Origin of the sequence: Porphyrobacter sp. LM 6, from assembly GCF_001720465.1 — a bacterium.
Classification (GTDB): domain Bacteria; phylum Pseudomonadota; class Alphaproteobacteria; order Sphingomonadales; family Sphingomonadaceae; genus Erythrobacter.
The window spans coordinates 261,717-283,975 of sequence record NZ_CP017113.1 but is presented as its reverse complement, the minus strand read 5'-3'; the positions used below and the strand labels follow the sequence as shown (position 1 = coordinate 283,975).

Genomic DNA, 22,259 nt, shown 5'->3' with positions numbered 1-22,259 from the left:
GCCCGCGCAGCCTCACGCACCTTGCCAAAATGACGGGTTGTCCGCGCCCGCCGCCGCGCGTCTACTCGCTGGCATGAGAGAGGCAGACGTCATCATTCTGGGAACGGGCGCGTCCGGCATGGCCGCCGCGCTCGCCGCGCACGAGGCCGGGGCCAGCGTGCTGCTGGTCGAGAAATACGACCGGATCGGCGGCACATCGGCGATATCGGGTGGGGTGATCTGGGTGGCGGACAACCCCCGGATGCGCGAAGCCGGCATGGCCGACAGCCGTGCCGACGCGCTCGCCTATTTCCGCAGCCTCGATCACGGCGATCTGGTCGACGAGACGCTCGAAGCTTTCGTCGACAAGGGGCCGGAGGCGCTGGCCTTCCTTGAAAGCATTGATGCGCTGAAGGTCGCGGTGCTGCCGGGCTATCCCGACTATTACCTCGACCGGCCCGGCGCGAAGCCCGAAGGCAGCCGCGCGCTCGACCATGATCTGTTTGCGCTGGGGGAGCTCGGCGACTGGGCGGCGAAGATTTACGCGATCGAAGAGCCCAAGCCGCTGATGTTGCGCGAAACGCCACTCGGCGGGGCGACGACCATGCCGCCGATGGAGGTGCTGGGCCAGCGCATGGCCGCGCGCCAATGCGGGTTCGGGCAAGCGATGGTGGCGCGGCTCTTGAAGGCCTGTCTCGACCGCGGGATCGAGCCGATGCTGGGCGTCACCGTGAAGCGGCTGGTGCGCGATGGCGAGCAGATTACCGGGATCGAAGGCGAGCAGGACGGCGCGGCCTTGACCCTCACCGCACGGCGCGGGGTGATCATTGCGACCGGCGGGTTCGAATGGGATGCGGAGCTGCGCCAGACCTTTCTGCGCGGCCCCATCACCGCTCCCGCCAGCCCGCCGACCGGAACCGGCGGTGGATTGAAGCTGGCGATGGCGGCTGGTGCGAAGCTCGGCAACATGACCAATGCATGGTGGGCGCCGACGCTCGTCACCCCCGATGCGCCCTGGGCCAGCGGCGAGCAGCGCGCGCAGATCATCCTGATCGAACGCACAGTGCCGCATTCGATCATGGTCAACCGCTCGGGCAAACGCTTCTGCAACGAGGCGGCGAATTATTCGGCCTTGGGCGGCGTGTTCCACCAGTTCGACCCGGCGAACTACGATTACCTGAACCTGCCCGCCTACCTGATCTTCGACGCGCAATATGCCGAACGCTATCCGCTGGGCACGCGCCAGCCGGGGCAGCCGATCCCCGACTGGGTGATGCGCGCCGACACGCTGGAAGAGCTGGCGGAGCAGATCGGGATCGATGCGGCGGCGCTGACCGAGACGGTCGCGCGCTTCAACGTCCATGCCGATGAAGGCCACGATCCCGATTTCGGGCGCGGCACGAGCGCCTATGACCATTTCTACGGGGACCGCAGTCGGGAGGGCACGGCGGTCACGCTCGGCGCGATCCGGCAGGCGCCGTTCTATGCGGTGGAGATCGCCTCGGGCCTGCTCGGCACCAATGGCGGCCCGCGCACGGATGGTCAGGCGCGCATTCTGGGGCATGACGGGGAGCCGATCCCGGGGCTGCTCGGCGCGGGCAATGCCATCGCCTGCCCGACGGGCGGAATCTATGCGGGCGCGGGCGGCACGCTCGGCCCGGCGCTGACCTTCGGCTATATTGCGGGAAGAACGGCGGCTTTGGCCAACGCCTGAACTATTCCCCCAACCACCGATCGATCGTGTCGTGGAAGAAGCGCACCCGCGCTTCCTGCCCCGCCAGATGCCCGCCCTTGTAGCCGCGTGAGCGCAGGCCCTTCTGCTGCTCGCTCCAGATGCTCACGTCTTGGTCGATGCCGGGGCCGCAGCTCAGTTCGCCCACCACCCCCCGCTGGTGCGGCACGGGGACGGTGCGATCGACCTCTTCGCCCATCGAATAGGAGTAATAGCGGTCCGCGCCTTCGGGGAACCAGGTGAAGTACCACATGTCGAAATAGCACCGCTCGGGATCGGTCGGGTGCGGATCGGCGCGCAGCCAGATGCAGCCATCGGGCTTGAGGCTGAAGCTGATGTTGGGGAAGATCGTGTAGTGGAAGTGATCGGTCAGCTGGGCATCGTGGAAATGCGCGAAGTCATATCCCTTCTCCGCTCCCTTTTCGCGTTTGGCCTGCTGGAGCGCCTCGCGCGTGCGCAGCGGATCATCGCGGAAATCTTCGGGGTCGAGGCCCCAATAGGTGAGCTCGCGGCTCATCATCTCGAGCACGGTGTCGGTGTGCCCCCGCAAGCTGCGCGCCGGGCGTGATCCCGGCATGAACATGCGCGCATGGCCGTGCGGAGCGTAGAGATCGAACTGGCACTCCTTGTAGCTCTGCTCCATCACGAAGCGGGTCTGCGGGTGGACGAAGGGCAGGTGGTAGCTCTCGTTGAAATTGTCCTGCACGCACTTCCAGTTCCAGTCGCCCTCCAGCGTCACCCAGTGGGTGCGGTGCATCTGTTCCATCCGATACCCGTCGATCTGGTGCGCAACCGGGCCGAGGTGGTCGGCGAGCGGCGTGGCGTTCGGATCGAGGTTGACCCAGACGAAGCTGGCGAAGACCTCGCACCTGACCTCTTCCAGCCGCACTTTGCCGCAGGGATTGCCGCCTGCGAAATCCTCCGGGCAGGGGACGAAATTGAGCTCGCCTTCCGATGTAAAGCGCCAGCCGTGGTAGGAGCAGGCGAGGCGCTTGGAATGGCCTTCTTCCTCCATCACCAGCCGTTTCCCACGGTGCGGGCAGACGTTGTAGAAGGCGCGCACCACCCCGTCCTCGCCGCGGGTGACGAGGATGTTTTCGCGCCCGATGTCATAGGTGAAGAAATCGCCCGGCTTGGCGACCTGGCTCGCTAGTCCGCCGATCAGCCACGCCTTGGTCCAGATGCCGTCCCACTCGCGCTGCATGAAGTCGCGGCTCCAGTAGCGGCTGCCGTCGATCGGCTTGTCGGACAGTTTGGGGCTGGGCTGCGGGGTGACGTCGATCCGCGTCGGGGCGGGCTTCAGAAGGGTAGCCATGCTCAGCGCCTTTTCGGTTCGAAGGTGATGTGGAGCTGCTTGAGGCTGCGCAGCAGGAAGTGCGGGTGATAGGTGAAGTCGTTCTTGCCTTCGGCGAATTCCATGTCCTCGAACCGGTCGACCACCGCCTGGAAACCCCACGTCAGCTCGCGCCTTGCGAGCGGAGCGCCGAGGCAGTGGTGCGTGCCCGACCCGAAGGCCATGTGCGCGCCCGCCTTTGGCCGGTCGAGATCGAGCTTTTCGGGGCATTCGAAGAAGCGCTCGTCCCGGTTCGCCGCGCCGTAGCGGACGTTGACGACGGAGCCTGCGGGGATCGTCACCCCGTCCAGCTCCACATCCTTGTGGGTGAAGCGCATCAGCGATTGCACCGGGCTTTCCAGCCGCAGCACCTCCTCGACGAAGTTGCGCAAATACTTGTCGGGATCGGCCTTGAGCTTGGCCCACACGTCCTTGTTCTCGATCAGCAGCTTCATGCCGGCTGCGAGCGCATTGGTGGTGGTTTCCGATCCACCGACGAAGGTGTCCGCCATCATCTCGGCGTGGAGTTCGTTGTCGTTGAGCGGGCGGCCCCAGCCTTCGATCACGGTGTTGACCAGCACAGAAATCAGCGAGCCATCGGGATGTTCGCGCAGGCGTTCGAAGATCGGCTGGAAATAGTGCTGCGCCTCGATCTCGCGGTCGACCATTTCGAGGTGCTTGTCCTCGGGCAGCATCAGGCTGATGCGGTGGAAGAAGGCATCGGTCCAGCCCTTGATCTTCCACATGTCCTCGCGCTTGGCACCCATCTGCTCGCCGATGATGAACAGCGGCAGCGGTACGCAGAACTGGCGCACCCAATCGCAGTGGCCATCGTCCAGAAACTCGTCGATCAGCTCGTAGGCGAGGGTTTCGACGCGCGGGTCGATTTCCTTGATGCGGCTCGGCTTGAACGCCTCGTTGAACATCGCGCGCATCTGCTTGTGATTGGGGTCATCGCGCCCGGCGAGCGTAGGGGCGGGCAGCCAGCCTTTCTCCTTGAAGCGTTCGGCGACCTTGCGCCCGCGCTCCATGTCGGTGGGGCTGGCGCGCATCAGCTCGTTGGCCGCAGTCGAGGGGAAGCGCGCGGGGTCCATCAGCACCTCGCGCACATGATCATAGCGGCTGACGACATAGATCTGCGTGCCGGGGATGTTGTAGACCGGAGCCTCGTCGCGCAGGGTCTTGTAGGCCTCGTAAGGGCACTGTTGCAGCTGCGGATCGAACAGGTTGATGGTGGGCGAATTCATCAGCGCACCTCGATCTTTTCCGCGCCCCACGGCGCGATTTTCTCGGCAGTGCGGAATGCTTCGGGCAGCTCCTCGACCATGTGCCAGGTGGCCGCGAGCCGCCCGAAGCCGACGAAGAACGCGACGGTCATGCCGAGTTCCACGATCTGTGCCTCGCTGAAATGTTCGCGCAGCTGGTCATACATCGCATCGTCGATGGCGAGATGATCGGTCGCCATCAGCTCGCCGTAACGGATCGCCACCTTCTCGGCTGCGCTGAGGTTCTCGGCCTCCTGCGGGCGTTCCAATGAGCACACCAGCCCCTCGGTCACGCCGTCGGCCACCGCATCGGAATAGCGGATCGCCATGCACGAACGGCACTGGTTGAAGAAGGCGACGCGCAGCCGCACCAGTTCCACCAGTCGGTCAGGTAGGGTGCGGTTGCGCTTGAGCGCCCCGCCAAACCCCATCAGTCCCAGCGCCTGTTCGGGGCAATGCGCGAAGTAGCGGGTGAGGCCCTGCTCCAGATCGGTCAGGTTGTCGGGCTGGATCGCGCTGACAAGGCGTTGGTCCCATTGTTCCGGCGCCAGTTTGGCAATTCGACTTTTCGGGCGGCTCACAGCTCTCTCTCCCAATTCGGCACTGGCAAATTAGCCCGTTTCCGTTGGGGAAAGGCTGGGGGACAACCCCCGCATCAGCAATTGGCGGATTCGCTAAGCACAGCCGTCCGCCCCGCAAGGGAGAGGCGGTTTGCGAGTGGGAACCGAGGGCGCCCCGCGCTCGCTGGAAGAGGTCGATCTGTTCGCCCCCGGCGCGCAGGAACACTGGTATGATGCCTACGCGATCCTCCATGCGGAAAGCCCGGTGCAGCGCCTTGCGGGCGAGGGGCTGACCCCCGGCACCGATGCCTTCGTGCTGACCAAATACGATGATATCCGCCGCGTGGTAATGGATTGGGACCGCTTCCCGCCCACGCTCTCGCTGCTGGTCGCGCATATCCAGCAATCGGGCGAGATGCCCACGCACATCCCCGATATCGACGCGATGGTCGCCTCGATCGTCTCGCTGCGCCCCGATCCCGAATTGTGGCGCGCCCACAGGAAGGAGCTGACCGATCCGTGGGTCGGCCCCGGCTGCACGCGGCACGCAGCGATGATCACCGGGCATGTCGACGATCTGATCGCCGGAATGCTGGCCAAGGCGCGGGCCGGCGAGCCGGTCGATTTCGTCGCCGATTTCGCGCGGCCCCTGCCACAGCGGGTGATGGCGAGCGTGCTCGGCTTTCCGCAGGAGGATATCCCGCGGCTGGAGCAATGGGGCAACGCGCAGGTCATGTCCTATGTGATCGGGACGACGCACAAGAACATCCTCACCCCCGAACAGTCCGCCGAGAAGTTCCGGCTACTGGCGGGGATGAAGGAATATGTGGCCGAGCAAACCGCCAAGAAGCGCGCCCGCCCGCAGGACGACATGGTGAGCTTCCTCACGCAGGTCGAATATCAGGCCTTGGGTCGCAAGCTGACCGACGACGAGATCAACGGCGTGGTCTATGCGATGGTGATCGGCGGGCTGGAGACCACCCAATATGCGCTCGCGGAGCAGGCGCAATTGCTGTGCGAGCGGCCGGGGATGTTCGGCACGCTCAGAGGTGATCGGGGGGCGATCCGCACCTTCATCGAGGAAGGGATGCGGCTGCGCTCCCCCACGCAGGGCCTTTCGACCCGCATCTGCGCCCATGACGAGGTGTTCCAGGGCGTCCACGTCCCCGCCGGATCGATGCTCCACCTGCGCTGGGCGGCGGCGAATATCGATGAAGAAGAATTCGAAGACCCGCTCGATCTGAAGCTGAACCGCAAGGCTGCGACGCGGCACCTGGCCTTCAGCCAGGGGCCACGGTCGTGCCCCGGCTCCAACATCTCGCGCCTCGAACAGATGATCGCGTGGGACAAGCTCGCCGATGCCTTTGCCGACATGGAATACGCCGCCGGCAACGATTTCCGCCATCAGGGCGGGATCATGCTCGGCATTTTCCGCCTGCTGCTCAACCTCACACCCGCCTGAACGGAGAAACCCGATGGCCACATTGCTCGCCCATATCCAGATCAAGCCCGGCAAGGAGGAGAAGTGGGAAGCGATCATGCGCGACATGGTCCACCACACCTTCGCCACCGAGGAAGGCGTGCTGCGCTACGAATACTGGAAGGGGCACGAGGAGAATTCCTACTACTGCCTGCTCAGCTTCAAGGACAAATGGGCCTTCTATCACCACCAGATGTCCGATCATCACGAAGGCCATGACTTCGCCGGCGTGCTGGCGGGCATCAAGCTGGAGTATATCGACCCCGTGGAAGGCGCGGGCGGGGGCCTGCCGCACACCACCGATCCGGCGCTGCCCGCTGATGCCAGCGAGAACATGAAAATCGCGCAGGAACGCTTCCCGCTGACGATCCCGGGCTGGTGGAGTGCACGCGCATGAACCTTGAAGAAAAGGTGCAGGAACTGCTCGACCGGCAGGCGATCCAGGATCTCATCGCCCGCTATTCGCGCACATTGGACTGGCTCGACGATGAAGGGCAGGCCGGGTGCTACTGGCCCGATGCCGCGATCGATTACGGCTTCTTCAAGGGCACGGCGGCGGAGTTCGTGCCGGTGGTGATGGCGGTGGAACGGTCAACCGGGCGGCGCTGGCACCTGCTTGCGCCGCTATCGGTCAAGCTGACTTCGGCGACCACGGCGGAAGGCGAATGCTACGGCGTGGCGCTCGGCTTCCGGCGCGAAGGCGATGCGCCGTACAAGGGCAACATGTACGGCGGGCGCTATCTCGACACCTACGAGAAGCGAGACGGGGAATGGCGGATTTCGAGCCGCCGTTACATCATGGACTGGACGCAGCCGATGCCCGAGCAGCCCGATGTCAGCCCTGTCGCGGAATTCCCGCTGCCGATGCTTGATCTCACCGAGAGCGGCCACCCCGATTACCGGCGGATGTAGGCTACTCGCCCGCCGGGTCGAGGTAATCGCGGTAATAGGTCATCTTGCCGCCGCTGACCTTGTAGATGCCGACCCCGCCGCGCGGCGGGTGGCCGTCCATGTGCATCGTCCAGCGCGCCCACACGGCATGATCGTCGCCGCAGATTTCATCGACGGTGAAGTGGACTTTGCGCTCCCCCATTTCCTTGACCATCGTGTTCATGAATCCGAGGATCGCCTCGCGCCCGCGATATTGGCCCCAGATCGGGTCTTCGAGAAAGGCATCCTCGGCGAACAGATCGACCAGCTTGGTGTAGTCGCCGCCGTCCTGGATACGCCAGAATTCCTCGATCACGCGCTGTGCTTCGCCGGGCATTTTTCTCTCCTCGTGTTCACTTCGTGAACGTCAGACCAATCTGCCATGACGTCGCGTCTCGCCCGCCTGTGAAAATGGCGAGGGAGTCGTAGCGGCACCCGCTGTTATCCTGCGCCGCAAAGGAGAGGCTTCATGTCCACCATCCCCCGCGTATCCTCCGCCATCCCCGGAGAGCCCGCGCATTTCGGCTCGGTGCTCGCGCACCAGCCCGCGATCGCGGAGAGTTTCTTCGCTCTCTACGGTCGCTTCTGGGGATCGGACGCGCTGGCGGCGCGGATCAAGGAGGTAGCGCGGATGCGGAACGCGCGGGTCACCGAGTGCGGGTTCTGCCGCAATGTCCGTTTCGACAAGGCACTGGGGCAGGGGCTCGGCGAGGAGGTGCTGGACGATATCACCGATGGCTACGATACCTCGGCCAAGCTGACCGACACCGAAAAGGCGGTGCTGAAGTTTACCGACGCGCTGATCCACGATCCCGAATTGCTCAATGGTGATGCCAAGGCCGCGCTTCAACGGCACCTCACGCCGGCGCAGATCGCCGAGCTAGGCCTCGGCGTGACGCTGTTCCTCGCGCTCGCCAAGGCGTTGATCACGATGGGGCTGGAGCCCGAGCAGATGGACCGCACCGTGCTGCCCACACCTGCCGTGCTGGAGGCCGCAGAATGAGCGCCGTCTGCGCCGCGCTGGCCGCCGATCCGGTGCTGGCCAGCCATTATGCCGATTTCCGAAGCAAGTCCGAAGGCGCGCTTGATGCGAGCCTCGTGGCGCTGATCCGGCAGGCGGTGGCCACGGTGCACGGGATCGACACCGCCCCGATCGACGATAGCACGCTCGATGAAGGCACGAAGCTGTGCCTCGCCTATGCCCGCCGGATGCCGTTCGAGCATACCGCGATCAGCGATGCCGAAGCTGCCGCCGTGGTCGCGCATCTGGGGGAGCCGGGGTTTGTCGCCTTTTCGGTGGTGACCGCGCTCGCCGATGCCGAATGCCGCGCGGCGCTGGTCGATCTGCCCGCGCTGGCGGGGGCCTAGCCCAACTCGCGGATCAGGTCTTTCCCGTCCCACCCTTTCGCCGCCTTGGCGACGAAATCGTAGAACCCCGTCAGTTGCGGCGTCGGCTCGTAGAGTTCGAGCATGTGCCCGAGACTGGCCCGCGCATCGACGAAGGCGAAGGCGGTTCCCGTCTGCGTCACCGAGAGCTGCGCGAGCGGCGCGCCCTCGGCTGCGAAATGGGCAATTTCGGCCTGCAAATCATCGACGAACAGCGCGGCGTGGTGCAGCCCCTCACGCCCCGAGCCATAGGGGAACATCTCGTGCAGCGCAGAATCGTCGGGATTGTGCTGCACCACCAGCTCGACCATCACGCTGCCCCATTGGCCATAGGCGCTGGAGTGGTCGAAGGGTCGCTCCACTCCGCGATGGTGCGAGGAGGCGAGCGCGACATGGCGCAGCACGAAGTACGGGCCTGAACCGAACCGGCGGTGATGCGCGGCGGCGGCCGCCTCAAGGCTTTCGACCTTGTAGGCCAACTGCCGGACGGGCAGTCCGATCAATTGACCGCCCGGTCCTTGCCCACCCAATAGGGCGCGCGCAGCTCACGCCGCAGGATTTTGCCCGAGGGATTGCGCGGCAGGGCTTCGATGAAATCGACCGACTTGGGGCACTTGTATCCCGCGATCAGCGTGCGCGCGTGGGCGATCAGCTCGGCTTCAGTCAGGGTCTCGCCCTTCTTCACCACCACGCAGGCCTTCACCGCCTCGCCCCACTTGTCGTCGGGCACGCCGATCACCGCCACATCGGCGACCTTGGGGTGTGAATAGAGCGCGTTCTCGACCTCGGCGGGATAGACGTTCTCGCCGCCCGAGATGATCATGTCCTTCACCCGGTCATGGATGTAGAGATAGCCGTCTTCGTCGAGATATCCCGCATCGCCCGTGCGCAGCCAGCCTTCGGCATCGATGGTGGCGGCGGTCGCTTCGGGGTTGTTCCAGTAGCCGCGCATGTTCTTGCTCGAACGCGTAGCGATTTCGCCGACAGTGCCGTTTGGGACGATGTTTCCGGCCTCGTCGATGATCTTGATCTCCACCCCGGCCAGCGGCTTGCCGACCGAGCGCATCCGCGGCGAGCCTTCGGGAACGTGGTCTTCGGGATCGAGCGCGACGATCGTGCCGCTGGTCTCGGTCATGCCGTACATCTGCACGAAGCCGCAGCCCATCACCCGCATCGCCTCGCGCATCAGTTCAAGCGGGATCGGCGAGGCGCCATAGGTAACATATTTGAGCCGGCTGAAATCGACCTCGCTGACACGCGGGTGATTGAGCAGGATCTGGATCGCGGCCGGAACGAGGAAGATTTTCGAGATATTGAAGTTCTCGATCAGGTCCAGCGCCTTGGTCGGATCATATTCGGGCAGCACGATCGAATTGCTGCCTGCGACCATCGTGCCGATCCCGGTCCCGGTGCCGCTGATGTGGAAGCAGGGCATGGCGAGCAGGGTAACATCGCCCGGGATCGGTTCCTGCCAGCCGCGCATCGCCTCACCGCTCGCGGTCGCATCGCGGCTGGAGAGGATCGAACCATGGGTCATCACCGCGCCCTTGGGCTTGCCGGTGGTGCCCGAGGTGTAGAGCTGGAGCGCGTCGTCCTCGGCCTTGACCTTGTGTGCGGGGGGATTGGACGGGAAGCCATCGCGCCAGATTCGGTAATCGGTGCCGCGATAATCGGGGGCGTCGATGCCGATCACCTGTTCGATATGCGGCGCATCGGCCCGCGCCTTGGCGAGCGCATCGGCAAAGCCTTCGCCGACGAACACCACGCGGGCTTGGCAATTGTCGAGGATATAGGCGACTTCGGGGGCGGCCAGGCGCCAGTTGACCGGGGTCATCACCGCGCCCACGCGCGCCGCGCCGACGAAGGCCTCGAAATAGAGCGGATGGTTCTTGCCGAGGAAGGCGATCCGCTCGCCCGGCTTCACGCCCAGTGCGACAAGGCCATTGGCGACCCGGTTCGCGCCCTCGTCGAGCTCGGCGAAGGTAATTTCCTCGTCACCATAGGTGAAGGCGACTGTGTCCCCCTGCGTGCGCGCGTGTTCGCCCACGATGTCGCAGAAGGACTCCGCTGCCAGTGCTGTCTGATCTCCCATGGCGGTGGAGATAGACCCTGCGCGGGGCCGGTGTCATTGGCACAATTCATAGCGGCGCCGGCACGTGGCTGCGCTAGGCTGGGGGCATGGATATTCCCTCAGGCTTCGAACCGGCCGGCTTCACCCCGGGTTTTCTCGATCACGGCGGGCCATACTACCTTGGCGCACCGCTGGACGGGGTGCGGGTGGTCGGCCTCAGGATCTGCCCGCACCACATCAATTATCAGGACGCGGCCCACGGCGGGGTGGTCTCGACCTTTGCCGATGTGGCGCTGAGCCATGCGGTCTATGATGCCGAGCGGCCCCGGCTGGCGCCTTCAACCGTGACGCTGACGGTCAATTATCTTGCCGGCGCAAAGCTCGGCGATTGGCTGGAGGCGCGCGTGCGGATCGACCGGATGGGCGGGCGCACCGCCTATACCTCGGGCGGCATCTGGCGGGGCGAGGAACAGATCGCGACCATGAGCGGCGTGTTCGCCTTCAAGCGGCCCTAACCCAGCCAGTGGCTGACGGCTGCGGTCGAAGGATCGCGGTCGTCATGATAGCCGGCCGCGCCTTCGGGAGTGTTCGACAGGTCCACGCCTTCGACCACCCGGAACTCGCGCCAGTCGTAAAGCCCTGTGCGCTGCGCGATGCGCCATTCGCCGCCCCGCTTCTCGAACCGGTCGACATAACGGCCCGCGACGATGCCCGAATAGATCATCCCCTTGTCGGGGAAAGCTGCGGTCATCGGATAGCCGGGCGGGATGGTGTGCATCGCGGTCATGTAGGTTTCGGTGTGGCAGATGTGTTCGCCGGCAAAGCCGAAGATCGTCTGGCCGAGCTGGTGCTGGGTGGCGAGGCACGGGTCGATGATCGCGCGCGCCTGTTCCACGAACCCGCGCCAGTCGCCTTCGACCAGCCCGAACTTGAAGGTCGCGTCGGCATGGAACAGGTGCTCCATCATCCCCCAGCGCCGCCGGTCGATGGCATGGGCATAGGCGGCGAGAATGTCGCGGATGGCTTCGCGGTCTTCGAATCTAGCGGTCATTGTTCCAGCTCCACGATCACCTTGCCGATATTGCCGCCGGTGAACAGCTTGGCATAGGCGGTGAGGGTATTCTCTAGGCCCCGCGTCACGTCATAGGGCATCACCAGCGCGCCGGCCTCGGTCCATTCGCGCAAGCGGCGGGTGAGGGCTGGGCCTTCGTGCATGAAGTCGGGCGAGAAGAAGCCTTCGATCCGCAGGCGCCGCATCAGCACCTGATCGAATTCCTTCGGCGCTGTGCGGGTGCCCGTGGTGTAATCGGCCAGCAATCCGCACACCGCGATCCGGCCATAGTGGTTCATGCGGGTCAGCACCTGATCGAGCAGCGGCCCGCCGACATTGTCGAAATAGACGTCGAAGCCCCACGCGGCATCAAGCTGCGCTGCCACATCGCCCGCTTTGTAATCGACCGCGCCCGCGATCCCGAGTTCCTCTGTCAGAAAAGCGCACTTGGCCGCGCCCCCGGCGATGCCCCAGGCCTCGCAGCCGAGCAGCTTGGCGATCTGCACCGCAAGGATGCCGGTCGCACCCGCCGCGGCGGATACCAGCACCCGTTCGCCCGCTTTGGCTGCGCCGGTCTGTTCGATGCCCCACAAGGCCGTCCATCCATTCATGCCGAGCGGGCCGAACCATGCGCGCCGGTCTGCCACTGTGGGATCAAGCATGATCGCGCCCGACATCACCGCATCGACCGTGCTGACATCCGCCCACTGGCCGAAGGCACGCACCAGATCCCCTGCGGCAAAGCCTTCGGCGCGGCTTTCGATCACCTCGCCCAGCACCAGCCCCGTCATCGGCCCGCCCACCGGGAGCGGCGGCTGGTAGCCATCTTCGCGATCAGTCAGCCACATCCGCGTGCCGGCATCCATCGACAAGTGCGAATTGCGGATGCGGATTTCGCCTTCGGCCAGCGGGGCGAGCGGCGCCTCGACCAGCTCCAGCGCGCTGGCGAAATCGGTTCCCTCGGGGCGGCGGGCGATGCGCCAGAAGCGGTTGTTCATTCGCGCACTCTTCGGGCCGCAAGCCGCTACGGCAACCCCGCCTTTTCGCTAGGGGCTGCGGGCATCAAGCTATCACTTTGGCGCGGTGCGCGGGGGCAGGGGCGTTCCTAGTCTCAGCCCCATAAGACAATCTGGGGAGAGAGATTCATGGCACTCATCACGGTAATCGGCGCGAGCGGCCGGCAGGGCCTCGCACAGGTGCGGCAGGCGCTGGCGGCAGGGTATGATGTGCGCGCGATTTCGCGCCGCCCGGATGCGCTGGAGGGCGCGCCGGTTGATGGTGTGGAGCGGGTCGAAGTGCGATCGATGGATCTCTACGACACTTCGACCTTCGAAGCCGCGCTCGAAGGCTCGGACTACATCTTCTATACCCACCCGCTGCAAGCCCGCGCGGACCGCGCCTATCTGATCGGCGAGGTCGGCAAGGTTGCCGCGCACCTCAATGTGAAGCGCGTCGTGTGGAACACCTCTAGCTGGATTCCGGACAAGCCCGGCGATCCCTTCACCTATGGCGAGAACACCAAGGGCATCAACGCGCTGTGGCGCTCGGGCGCGCCGGGCACGGTGTTCGGCTCGGTGCTGTTCATGGACAACCTGCTGACCAACTGGGCGCGGCCCTTCATCGTCAACGAAGGCCGCTACGTATACCCGCACAACCCCAACCTCGAAGCCAACTGGATCAGCCTCGACGACGTGGCGAAGTTCATGCTGGCGAGCCTTGAACGGCCCGACATGGAAGGTGCGTGGCTGAATATCGGCGGGCCGGAGCGGCTGGTCGGCAAGCAGGTCACCGCCTGCCTGTCGGAAGCGCTGGGCAAGGATATCAAGTATGATCCCTGCACGCCCGAAGAGTTCGGCCGCTATCTGGTCGATGCTGCGGGCGACGGGATGCCGGCGGAAATGCGCGAGCAGTTCGCCCAAGGCATCCAGGCCTTCTACGAATACAATAACACCGCACCGACCAAGCCTTTCGCGGTGGACATGGACCACGTCTACGAACGCTTCCCCGAACTCGACGGCAAGCTCGAAACGATGGGCAGCTGGACCAAGCGGCAGGAATGGGGCGAGAGCAATTATCGCCCGGCCTTCGGGTAAGCGCACGGCATGACCCGCCGCGTGGAAGGCAAGGTCGCGCTGGTGACCGGCGGTGCATCGCGCCCCGGTCTCGGCTTTGCGATTGCGGAACGGCTCGCTGAAGAAGGCGCGATCGTTGTCCTCACCGATGTCGATGCGGCCGGCGTGGCGGAGAGCGCCCGGCTGATTTCGGAGCGCAATCTCGCCGCCGAGGCCATGCCGCAGGATGTCGCCTCGGAAGGGGACTGGACGCGCGTGGTGGACGACATTCTGGCGCGCCACGGGCGGCTCGATATCGTCGTCAACAATGCCGGCATCCTCGATATTGCCGCGATTGCGGATGGTCACGCGCTTGCCGGATTGCGCCGCCAGCTCGAGGTCAATGTCGTCGGCTGTTTCATGGGCACGCAGGCGGCGGTGCGCGCGATGCGCCAGTGCGGCAACGGTGGCTCGATCATCAACCTCTCGTCGGTCGCGGGCAAGGTCGGCTTTCGCGGCAGTGCGTCCTATGCGGCGACCAAGGGCGCGGTGAAGCTGATGACCAAATCAGTCGCGCTGGAAACGGCGGCGGAGGGTATCCGCGTGAATTCGGTCCACCCCGGCATCATCCGCACCAACATGCAGCAGAAGGGGCTGGAGGATAACGCCGCCAATTACGACGCGATCGTCGCAGGCATTCCCGCGCGCCGGCTGGGCGAGCCGCGCGACATTGCCAATTGCGTGCTGTTCCTCGCCTCGGACGAGGCAGGCTATGTCAACGGCGCGGAGTTCGTGGTCGACGGGGGCTACACGGCGCAATAGCGCCTAAGCCGAGGGCGAGGGCGCGCAAGGCGCCCTCGCAGCATCACTCCGCCGCCTGGCGGTGTTCCTGTGCGAAGATGTCGATCAGATCATCGTCGCTGGCATTGACCAGCCGTTCCACCCAGCCATGGAAGATCTGTCCGCCGCGCTCGTTGCGGCCGAACAGCACTTCCTTCATCAGCCCTGATGCGAGTGCCTGCTGCTGGCGCTTGCCGGTCGCGTAGTCCTCGTCGCGCACAACGATTTCGAGGAAGTTGAACTGGTCGTGCGCGGCCTGGACCTGCTCGGGGGTCTCGGGCTGGTTTTCCATGACGTAGAACTGGGTGGTGTAGCTCTCGCCCACCTTGTCGCCCGGGAACAGCTGGCTGATCATCGCCCCGCGCTGACCGCCGCCATAGAAGCTGGCGATCGAGATGTGCGGGAAGATGGTCCACACGCCTTGCACCAGCACTTCCTGCGGCAGCTCGTCGTCGGCCATCGCTTCGAGGTCCATCTGGCCGTCGTCGTCGCCCTGCACCTTGATCGCGAACTTCGACGGGGTCGAGAGGCGCTGGTGCGGGCCGAAGGCGAAGTAATTGGCGCGGTTGTAGAAATCCGCCCCGAAGGTGTCCTTGTGGAGCACCGGGAGGTGGTAGAAATCAAGATAGCCGTCGTAGGCCGTCTTCCAGTTCGGCCCCGCCAGCGTGCGCTGCGAGAACAGCGTCCAGCCTTCGAATTCGAAGGCCTTCAGCAGCTCGTCATAGCCGCACAGGTAATCGGCGATGGAGAGCTTGGAATTGGGATCGAGCGTCACCCAGATCAGCCCGGCGTTTTCGTAGACCGGGAACTTGGTCAGGCAATGCTGGCTCTTGTCGATACGCCCAAAGTCCTGCGGACTGGCGACGCCGATCAGGTCGCCATCGGCCTTGAAGGTCCAGCCGTGATAACCGCAGGTGAAGCGGCTGGCATTGCCGCAGCCGCTTGCCAGCGGGTTGCCGCGGTGGGTGCACATGTTGAGGAAGGCACCCATGCTGCCGTCCTTCTGGCGGCTGAGCAGCAGCGGCACGCCGCAGATGTCCATTGCCTTGAAATCGCCCGGGTTGGGCAGTTCGCACGAGGGCGCGACCATCAGCGGCAGGCGGCGGAAGATCTGCATCTTTTCGCGCTCGAACACATCGGGGTCGGTATAGGCGCTGGCGGGAATGCGCACGACCTCGTCGGCATATTCCATCGTATCGGCCGCGCCGTGGGCGACCAGATTGCGGGTCATCTCGACCAGCGTTTCGCGTGACATTGTCTTCCTCTCCCAAGCCGCGATCGTGACAGCAAGCATCCCCCCAAGCGAGCGGTGCGGCAATGCTCACTTTTGGCAGAGCGGTGCCCTGCGCCATTGATCCAGAGCAAAGGGGCTAAAGGAAAGGGGCGAGCCATCGCTGGCCCGCCCCCCTGTGTCCCCTGTTAGACGAAATCAGAACTTGAAGCTGACTTCGGCAAACACCTGACGACCGCGGTTCTGGGTCATCACGAAGTCGTCACCGCCCGGCGGCAGGAACGGACGCCCGCCGCTGGTGATGGTGAAGATCTCGTCGGTGAGGTTCTGGCCGACCAGCGAGACCTTCCAGTTGCCGTCCGGGTGGCCGATCGAGACGTTGGCGTCGAACAGCCAGAAGCTCGGCTGGACATAGTCGTTCAGCGTCGCTTCGTCGGTGATGTAGCCATCGTTGTAGGCCGCGTTACCCGAGAGGAACAGTTCGAGGCTGTCGTTCAGCGGGATGCTCCAGTCAGCCGCGATGTTCCCGGCCCATTCCGGAGCCTGGCTGCCACGACGACCATCGAGGTCGATCGCGCCGCCGGCACCGCCGGGTTGCAGGAAGGTGTCGGTGTACTGGGCATCGAGGTAGGACAGGTTGGCCGAGAAGCTCAGCCCGTCGACCGGGGTGATCCAGCGGCTTTCGATGTCCACACCCTTGGTGGTCAGCTCACCCGCGTTGCTGGTGATGAACTGAATGGTCGAGGCGTTGAAGTTCTGCACCTGCAGGTCGGTGAAGACATAGTAGAACGCCGTCGCGTTGAGGGTGAAGGTGCGGTCCGCCCACTGCGACTTGAAGCCGACTTCACCACCTTCAGCCTCTTCGGACTTGAAGATCAGCGAGCTGAAGTCGCCGCTGATCGCCGCCTGGCTGAGGCTGTTCGACGGCAGCGCCGAGTTGTCGATCCCGCCCGACTTGAAGCCGGTCTTGTACGAGGCGAAGACGTTGATGTCGTCGGTCGCCTGATACCGCAGGGTCACTTCCGGCGAGAAGTTGTCGTCGGCAAAGTTGATTGGGCCCGAGAAGAAGCCCGGCCGCACGAAGCCCGGACCTTGCAGGAAGGTGTGCAGGTAAGGCACCGCGATGGTCTGGACCTTCTGCTCGTCGGTCCAGCGGATACCGCCCGACAGTTCGAGCTTGTCGGTCAGATCGATCATCGCGCTACCGAAGAACGAAAGGGCTTCGGTCTTGGTGGTGTGGGTCTTGTCCCAGTCGTAGGTGAAGCCGGTCACCGGATCGGGCGCGACGAACGAGATGTTCACAGCCTGCTGCGAGGTGTCGAAGATGAAGGTGCGGTCTTCGTAGAACGCGCCGACCATGAAGTTGAACGCGCCATCGAAATCCGAGGCCAGACGCAGTTCCTGGCTGTACTGTTCAAGCTGGTTGATTGGATCGGACGAACCGGCGCCGCCCGGCAGGCGGGTGCCGTTCGGCCCGGGGAAGAAACCGCCGTAGGAATACGGATCGTAGTCGATCGCATCCATGTTGAGCAGGCCGGTAACCGAGGTCAGCGTCAGCGTGTCGGACAGGTCGAGGTCGAACTGCAGACGTCCGAACCAGATTTCGGTCTCGCCGAAAGGCACGCCGTTGCGGCCATTGGCAGGCGAATTGCCCGGAACCGGGCCGGACAGCGGACCCGCCGCGTCGGTCAGGTAATAGCGCTGGTCATCGGTGATACAATTGTAGCCGGCCGGAATCTGCAGGGCACCGCCCAGCAGCGAGATCGAATCCGCCACACCGTTGGCGCCGCAGTTGATTTCCGCCGTGCCGATGGCGCCGTCGTTCTCGTTCTTGGTGTACTGCAGCTTGAAGTTGGCACGGAACCGGTCAGCCGGGTTCCAGTCAAGGGTCAGGCGGCCGATGAAGTCGGTCAGCCCGCGCTTCTGGTTCACCGCCGGGGTGTTTTCCTGAAGCAGCTGGAATTCATCGATATCGTTGAATTGCGCGGCAACGCGGATGCCGAGGGTGTCGGTCACCGGGCCGGAGATGTAACCCGAGAGCAGGTAGCCCTTCTCTTCGAATTCATAGTTCGCGCGCATCCCGACTTCCCAGGTGGAGGTGGGATTGGCGGAACGCAGCGACAGCACGCCGGCGGTGGCCGACTTACCGAAGAACAGCGACTGCGGGCCGCGCAGCACGTCGATCTGCTCGACGTCGAAGAAGCCGGCCTGCACCATGCGCATGGTCGAGACGACGACGCCGTCATATTCGAAGGCCACCGCGGAATCGAATGCCGCCGAGATGTTCGACGAGCCCACACCGCGCAAGCTGATCTGGCCACCCGAGCCCGAGCCGCCGGACTGCACGTTGAGGGTCGGCACGCGGCTGACGACGTCGGCAACCTGGTCGATGTTGTACTTCTGGAGAGTGTCACCGCCGATCGCGGTCACCGTTACCGGCACTTCCTGTAGCGTTTCGTTCTGGCGGCGGGCCTGCACGATGATGACGCGCTCTTCCGAGCCGTCCTCAGCCGTTTCTGCGTCCTGCGCGAAAGCCACGCTCGGCATCGCGGTGAGGCTGCTCAGCGCTGCGCCGCACAGCAAGGCGCGACGCATGCCGCCGGAGCGGGCACCGGATGCAACTCGGGCACGAAGTGTATTCATGATCCTCTCTCCCCTTGGGTCGCGGCTAACCCGAAGACCCGGATTTCTCCAACCTCGGGCGCGTCTCTCATCACGCCTTTCGGTATGTCTTGCAGGTGTATGGTTCGGTTGCGCGCGCACCATCAGCAAAAGCGATAGTGAACACGCCAAACTGCGACAAAAACGCCACATTCGCCCCCGAAAGCGCCTGAAACGGCTGTTTGCCGTAACGTCATTCGGCTGCCGCGCGTGCCATATCGTTCGCCATCTGATCGATGCGGGGATCGTTGGGCCACACCCATTCGGAGCCGATAACCTGTTCTACTCTCAGGTGCTCGGGCACGTTGGCGATCCCGATCATCTTGTCGAGGCTCTGGTGGAAAGAGTAGATCCGCGCCTCCTGATAGGACAGCGGCACCGAACGGAATGCCGATCCTTGCATGGACTGCTGGATCGCCTCGCCGAACTGGGTGTCTTCAAGGATGATCGGGCTCATCTGTCGCCCGTTGGGCTGGGTTTCGTCGGGCACGGTCCACAAGTCGGGCGCGGGGGCATCGCCCCAGTCGAGCGCCATCGTCACCAGCTCCAGCCGCGTGGTGGTGAGCGAGGTCGGCCAGAACACCAGCGGCGGCACGAAGTAGTTGCTGAGCGGGCTGACCCAGTTGGGGAACAGCGTGTAGCTCTGGGTGCAGGTGCGGCCCAGTTCTCCCACGCTTGCGATCTGCTGCCAGCCGGGCGGGCTATCGATCGCGCGCACGTGCTCGCGATCGGTCTGGCGCGGCGGCGGGGCGAGCATCCGGGCGTGCCCGTTGGGATACATGGTGTTGAAATTGCGCGTGGAGTCCACCAGCGGGGCGACCGTGTTGGGGTGGATGAAAGGCACATGGTAGACCTCCATGTTGGCCTCCATCGCCACCTTCCAGTTGCACTTGAGATCGAAGCTGTGCCGCGCTGCGAGCTTGATCCGGTCGAAGGCGAACTCCTCCCACTCGCGCGCCAGCGGGCCGAGCCAGTCGAGCAGCGGCATCGCGTCCATGTCGAAGTTGACGTAGATCACTTTCCCGAACATCTCGCAGCGCACCGGCAGAAGCCCGCGGCAGCTCATATCGAAGTCGGCGGGGAAGTCGCGCCGCTCGGGCACGCCGACGAGGCTGCCGTCGGTCTTGTAAGTCCAGTTGTGATAGCCGCACATCAGGCGCGAGGACTTGCCGCGATCCTCGGTCACCACCGGCGCGCCGCGATGGCGGCAGGTGTTGTGGAAGGCGCGCACCTGGCCGTCCATGCCGTGGACGATCACGATCGGATCGCCGGCATTGTGCCAGCGCATGTAGCATCCCGGCTCGGGGATTTCGTCGAGGTGCCCGGCGAACAGCCAGCTCTTGCGGAATACGTGTTGCTGTTCGAGCGCGAAGTATTCCGGACTGGTGTAGCGGCCTGCGGGCATATCGGGCAGGCGCGGGAAACCTTCGGGCGGCGCGGTGCGCGTGCCTTCCCATTCCATCAGCGCCTTCAATCGCGCGACTTCGCTGGCGTCCATCATTCTCGCCTCTCCCTCTGTCCGGAAGAATACATCGACCCGCCCGCCCAGCGCCCTCGCGCTTTCGACAGTGGCACCTGCCCGCCCGCCGCTTAGGCTGGCCTCGATAAAACGACGCTTTTGGGAGAGAGCAGATGGCGGGAAGGGTGGCAGGAAAGGTCGCACTGGTGACAGGCGGCGCAATGGGTCTGGGCAAGGCGGATTGCGAGGCGCTGGCGCGTGAAGGGGCGACAGTGATCGTCACCGACCGCGAGGTCGAGCTGGCGCACAAGGTGGCCGACTCCATCGGCGGCGACGCGATGGCGCTCGATGTCACCAGCGAGGAACAGTGGATCGAGGTGATGCGCGCGGTCGAGGAACGCCACGGCGGGCTCGACATCCTCGTCAACAATGCCGGCAACGTGATCTTCGAGAGCATCGAGGATTGCTCGCTCGCCCACTTCAAGCTGCACCTCGACATCCACGTGGTCGGCACCTTCCTCGGCTGCAAATACGGTGTGCCGCTGATGAAGCACCGCCACCTCAAGGTCGGAGGGGGCGGCTCGTCGATCATCAACATGGCCTCGACCGCAGCGCTGCTGGGCTATGGCAACATCCCCGCCTATGCCGCCGCCAAGTCGGCGATTGCAGGCATGACCCGCAGTCTGGCGATGGATTTCCAGGATCGCGGCTACGGCATCCGGGTCAACGCGCTGGCACCGGGAGGGATCGAAACCCCGATGGTGATGGGCGTCTCGGGCCGCGCTGGCACGACGCCGATGGAGATTCCCGAAGGCCCGCTCGATGCCAATGCGCTCGGCCATCCCAAGGATGTCGCGGGCTGCGTGTTGTTCCTCGCTTCGGACGAAGCACGCTTCCTCAACGGCCTGACGATCCCGGTGGACAATGGCCTCTACGCCCGCCCCCACCACTGAGGACGGGAAACCCGGCGCCCACCGCTGGTATGTCCTGTCGCTGCTGACGCTCACCAGCGCCTTCAGCGTCGCCGACCGGCTGGTGTTCGGCATTCTGGTCGAGGACATCAAGGCCGCGTTCCAGCTGTCGGACTTCCAGCTCGGCCTGCTCGGCGGAGCGGCGTTCAGCCTCGTCTATGTGCTCGCGGGCTTTCCCGCCGCGCGGCTGGCTGACCGCTCGACCCGCAAGAACATCGTCGCGGCCGCGATCAGTTTCTGGAGCCTGATGACCGCCGCCTGCGGGATGGCGACGGGCTTCTGGACGCTGTTCATGGCGCGCACCGGCGTGGGCGTGGGCGAGGGCTGTTCCGGCCCTTCCTCGCAGAGCCTCGTGGCGGATTTCTTCGCGCGCCACGAACTCGCCAAGGCGATGGGCTTCCTCACGCTCGGATCGACCATCGGGACCGCTACCGGCCTGATCGTCGGTGGGCAGCTGGCCGAATGGTTCGACTGGCGCTGGGCTTTCATCCTGATGGGCCTGCCGGGGCTGCTGATCGGCGCAGTGCTCTATCTCACCGTGCGCGAGCCGCCGCGCGGGCGCTATGCCCCCAAGGGCACCGATATGGCGCAACTGCCGCTCGGGCGCACGATCATGAGCCTCGTCACCAACCGCGTGTTCATGGGGTTGGCGCTGGGATGGGCGGTGCAGATCATGATCGGCTATGCGCTCGCCTTCTGGATGGCGGCGGTGATGCTGCGCCAGTTCCCGATCTCGACTGGGGATGTGGGCCTCTATCTCGGCTTTACCTTCCTGCTCGGCGGCATCCCCGGGCCGATCCTTGGCGGATATGTGACCCATTGGCTGACCCTGCGGGACGAACGCTGGCGGGCGTGGCTACCGGGTGTGGTCAGCCTCGGCTGCGTGGTGCCGCTGGCGCTCAGCCTGACATCGAGCGGCTTTACCGCGTTCCTTGTCTGGTTCGGACTCGCCTATGCGATCTATGTCGCCAGTCAGGCGGGCATCCTGTCGGGCATTCAGGCCTCGGTCGAACCGGCGAGCCGCGGCTTTGCTGTGGCGATCGCGCTGTTCTTCAACAATCTCGTCGGGCAAGCGCTGGGGCTGGCGGTGATCGGCGCGGTGAGCGATGCGCTGACCCCGACCCAAGGGCCGAGCGCGCTGGCGGTTGCCGTGTTCGGGGTGTGCCTGGTTTCGGGCCTGGCCTCGATGGCGATCTTCGCGTGGACCGCCGCGCAGATGGGGCCGAGCGGCTATCTGGAGAAGATGCGGGAGGGTTAGA

At 64.8% G+C, this 22,259-nt stretch carries 22 protein-coding genes; 11 read left to right on the top strand and 11 right to left on the bottom strand.

The features are described 5' to 3' along the window. Nucleotides 1–73: 73 nt before the first annotated feature. Nucleotides 74–1,693, top strand: a complete 1,620-nt coding sequence (locus BG023_RS01435) for an FAD-dependent oxidoreductase (RefSeq protein WP_069308870.1) — start codon at nt 74–76, stop codon at nt 1,691–1,693. Between the two features lies 1 nt (nt 1,694). On the opposite strand, the gene BG023_RS01430 is transcribed toward BG023_RS01435, so the two are convergent. From BG023_RS01430 to BG023_RS01420, 3 genes are read right to left on the bottom strand one after another with little or no spacing between them, the layout of a single operon-like run. Then, nucleotides 1,695–3,026: an aromatic ring-hydroxylating oxygenase subunit alpha gene (locus BG023_RS01430; RefSeq protein ID WP_069308869.1), complete on the bottom strand. Its 1,332-nt coding sequence runs from the start codon at nt 3,024–3,026 to the stop codon at nt 1,695–1,697. 2 nt (nt 3,027–3,028) lie between these two features. After that, the gene (locus tag BG023_RS01425; protein ID WP_069308868.1) at nt 3,029–4,291 is read right to left on the bottom strand and encodes a cytochrome P450; all 1,263 of its coding nucleotides are present in this window, start codon (nt 4,289–4,291) and stop codon (nt 3,029–3,031) included. Beyond that, on the bottom strand, nt 4,291–4,890 hold the full coding sequence (locus BG023_RS01420; protein WP_069308867.1) for a carboxymuconolactone decarboxylase family protein: 600 nt from the start codon (nt 4,888–4,890) through the stop codon (nt 4,291–4,293). Before BG023_RS01420 ends, BG023_RS01425 begins: the two co-directional genes overlap by 1 nt. A 136-nt stretch (nt 4,891–5,026) precedes the next feature. Here BG023_RS01420 and BG023_RS01415 point away from each other — a divergent pair, with 136 nt between their 5' ends. The 3 genes from BG023_RS01415 to BG023_RS01405 are packed head-to-tail and all read left to right on the top strand — an operon-like array spanning nt 5,027 to nt 7,261. Further along, complete coding sequence (locus BG023_RS01415) at nt 5,027–6,331, top strand: cytochrome P450 (RefSeq protein ID WP_069308866.1); 1,305 nt, start codon at nt 5,027–5,029, stop codon at nt 6,329–6,331. Nucleotides 6,332–6,344: 13 nt separating this feature from the next. Beyond that, nucleotides 6,345–6,746, top strand: a complete 402-nt coding sequence (locus BG023_RS01410; protein WP_069308865.1) for a putative quinol monooxygenase — start codon at nt 6,345–6,347, stop codon at nt 6,744–6,746. Beyond that, on the top strand, nt 6,743–7,261 hold the full coding sequence (locus tag BG023_RS01405) for a nuclear transport factor 2 family protein (RefSeq protein WP_069308864.1): 519 nt from the start codon (nt 6,743–6,745) through the stop codon (nt 7,259–7,261). The genes BG023_RS01410 and BG023_RS01405 overlap by 4 nt, the downstream gene beginning before the upstream one ends. A 1-nt stretch (nt 7,262) precedes the next feature. Here BG023_RS01405 and BG023_RS01400 read toward each other — a convergent pair whose 3' ends face one another. Further along, on the bottom strand, nt 7,263–7,616 hold the full coding sequence (locus BG023_RS01400) for a nuclear transport factor 2 family protein (protein ID WP_069308863.1): 354 nt from the start codon (nt 7,614–7,616) through the stop codon (nt 7,263–7,265). 132 nt (nt 7,617–7,748) lie between these two features. Between BG023_RS01400 and BG023_RS01395 the strand changes: the two genes are divergently transcribed. Both BG023_RS01395 and BG023_RS01390 read left to right on the top strand, forming a co-directional pair. Then, on the top strand, nt 7,749–8,282 hold the full coding sequence (locus BG023_RS01395) for a carboxymuconolactone decarboxylase family protein (protein WP_150122754.1): 534 nt from the start codon (nt 7,749–7,751) through the stop codon (nt 8,280–8,282). Further along, the gene (locus BG023_RS01390) at nt 8,279–8,647 is read left to right on the top strand and encodes a hypothetical protein (protein WP_069308861.1); all 369 of its coding nucleotides are present in this window, start codon (nt 8,279–8,281) and stop codon (nt 8,645–8,647) included. The genes BG023_RS01395 and BG023_RS01390 overlap by 4 nt, the downstream gene beginning before the upstream one ends. On the opposite strand, the gene BG023_RS01385 is transcribed toward BG023_RS01390, so the two are convergent. Then, on the bottom strand, nt 8,644–9,168 hold the full coding sequence (locus BG023_RS01385) for a VOC family protein (protein WP_069308860.1): 525 nt from the start codon (nt 9,166–9,168) through the stop codon (nt 8,644–8,646). The genes BG023_RS01390 and BG023_RS01385 overlap by 4 nt on opposite strands. Beyond that, on the bottom strand, nt 9,165–10,757 hold the full coding sequence (locus BG023_RS01380) for a fatty acid--CoA ligase (protein ID WP_069308859.1): 1,593 nt from the start codon (nt 10,755–10,757) through the stop codon (nt 9,165–9,167). Before BG023_RS01380 ends, BG023_RS01385 begins: the two co-directional genes overlap by 4 nt. Before the next feature lie 86 nt (nt 10,758–10,843). Here BG023_RS01380 and BG023_RS01375 point away from each other — a divergent pair, with 86 nt between their 5' ends. Then, entirely contained in the window at nt 10,844–11,251 is a 408-nt protein-coding gene (locus BG023_RS01375; RefSeq protein WP_069308858.1) for a PaaI family thioesterase, read from the top strand. Here BG023_RS01375 and BG023_RS01370 read toward each other — a convergent pair. Both BG023_RS01370 and BG023_RS01365 read right to left on the bottom strand, forming a co-directional pair. Then, the gene (locus BG023_RS01370; protein WP_069308857.1) at nt 11,248–11,787 is read right to left on the bottom strand and encodes a nuclear transport factor 2 family protein; all 540 of its coding nucleotides are present in this window, start codon (nt 11,785–11,787) and stop codon (nt 11,248–11,250) included. The genes BG023_RS01375 and BG023_RS01370 overlap by 4 nt on opposite strands. After that, nucleotides 11,784–12,785: an NADP-dependent oxidoreductase gene (locus tag BG023_RS01365; RefSeq protein WP_069308856.1), complete on the bottom strand. Its 1,002-nt coding sequence runs from the start codon at nt 12,783–12,785 to the stop codon at nt 11,784–11,786. The genes BG023_RS01370 and BG023_RS01365 overlap by 4 nt, the downstream gene beginning before the upstream one ends. A gap of 147 nt (nt 12,786–12,932) precedes the next feature. On the opposite strand from BG023_RS01365, the gene BG023_RS01360 reads away from it, so the two are divergent. Together BG023_RS01360 and BG023_RS01355 are read left to right on the top strand one after the other, a co-directional pair. Then, entirely contained in the window at nt 12,933–13,880 is a 948-nt protein-coding gene (locus BG023_RS01360; protein ID WP_069308855.1) for an SDR family oxidoreductase, read from the top strand. 9 nt (nt 13,881–13,889) lie between these two features. Continuing rightward, entirely contained in the window at nt 13,890–14,660 is a 771-nt protein-coding gene (locus BG023_RS01355) for an SDR family NAD(P)-dependent oxidoreductase (RefSeq protein WP_069308854.1), read from the top strand. A gap of 43 nt (nt 14,661–14,703) precedes the next feature. On the opposite strand, the gene BG023_RS01350 is transcribed toward BG023_RS01355, so the two are convergent. The 3 genes from BG023_RS01350 to BG023_RS01340 all read right to left on the bottom strand — a co-directional run bounded on the left by BG023_RS01350 (nt 14,704) and on the right by BG023_RS01340 (nt 20,071). Beyond that, nucleotides 14,704–15,933 (bottom strand): aromatic ring-hydroxylating oxygenase subunit alpha, encoded by a 1,230-nt coding sequence (locus tag BG023_RS01350; protein WP_069308853.1) that lies wholly within the window; start codon nt 15,931–15,933, stop codon nt 14,704–14,706. 174 nt (nt 15,934–16,107) lie between these two features. Next, complete coding sequence (locus tag BG023_RS01345; RefSeq protein WP_190315796.1) at nt 16,108–18,552, bottom strand: TonB-dependent receptor; 2,445 nt, start codon at nt 18,550–18,552, stop codon at nt 16,108–16,110. A 211-nt stretch (nt 18,553–18,763) separates the two neighbouring features. Then, entirely contained in the window at nt 18,764–20,071 is a 1,308-nt protein-coding gene (locus BG023_RS01340; RefSeq protein WP_233993043.1) for an aromatic ring-hydroxylating oxygenase subunit alpha, read from the bottom strand. A 131-nt stretch (nt 20,072–20,202) separates the two neighbouring features. Here BG023_RS01340 and BG023_RS01335 point away from each other — a divergent pair, with 131 nt between their 5' ends. Then, nucleotides 20,203–20,982 (top strand): SDR family NAD(P)-dependent oxidoreductase, encoded by a 780-nt coding sequence (locus BG023_RS01335; RefSeq protein ID WP_069308851.1) that lies wholly within the window; start codon nt 20,203–20,205, stop codon nt 20,980–20,982. After that, nucleotides 20,954–22,258 carry a spinster family MFS transporter gene (locus tag BG023_RS01330; protein ID WP_069308850.1) on the top strand — a complete coding sequence of 435 codons (1,305 nt, stop codon included), beginning with the start codon at nt 20,954–20,956 and terminating at the stop codon, nt 22,256–22,258. The genes BG023_RS01335 and BG023_RS01330 overlap by 29 nt, the downstream gene beginning before the upstream one ends. Nucleotide 22,259: the final 1 nt, after the last annotated feature.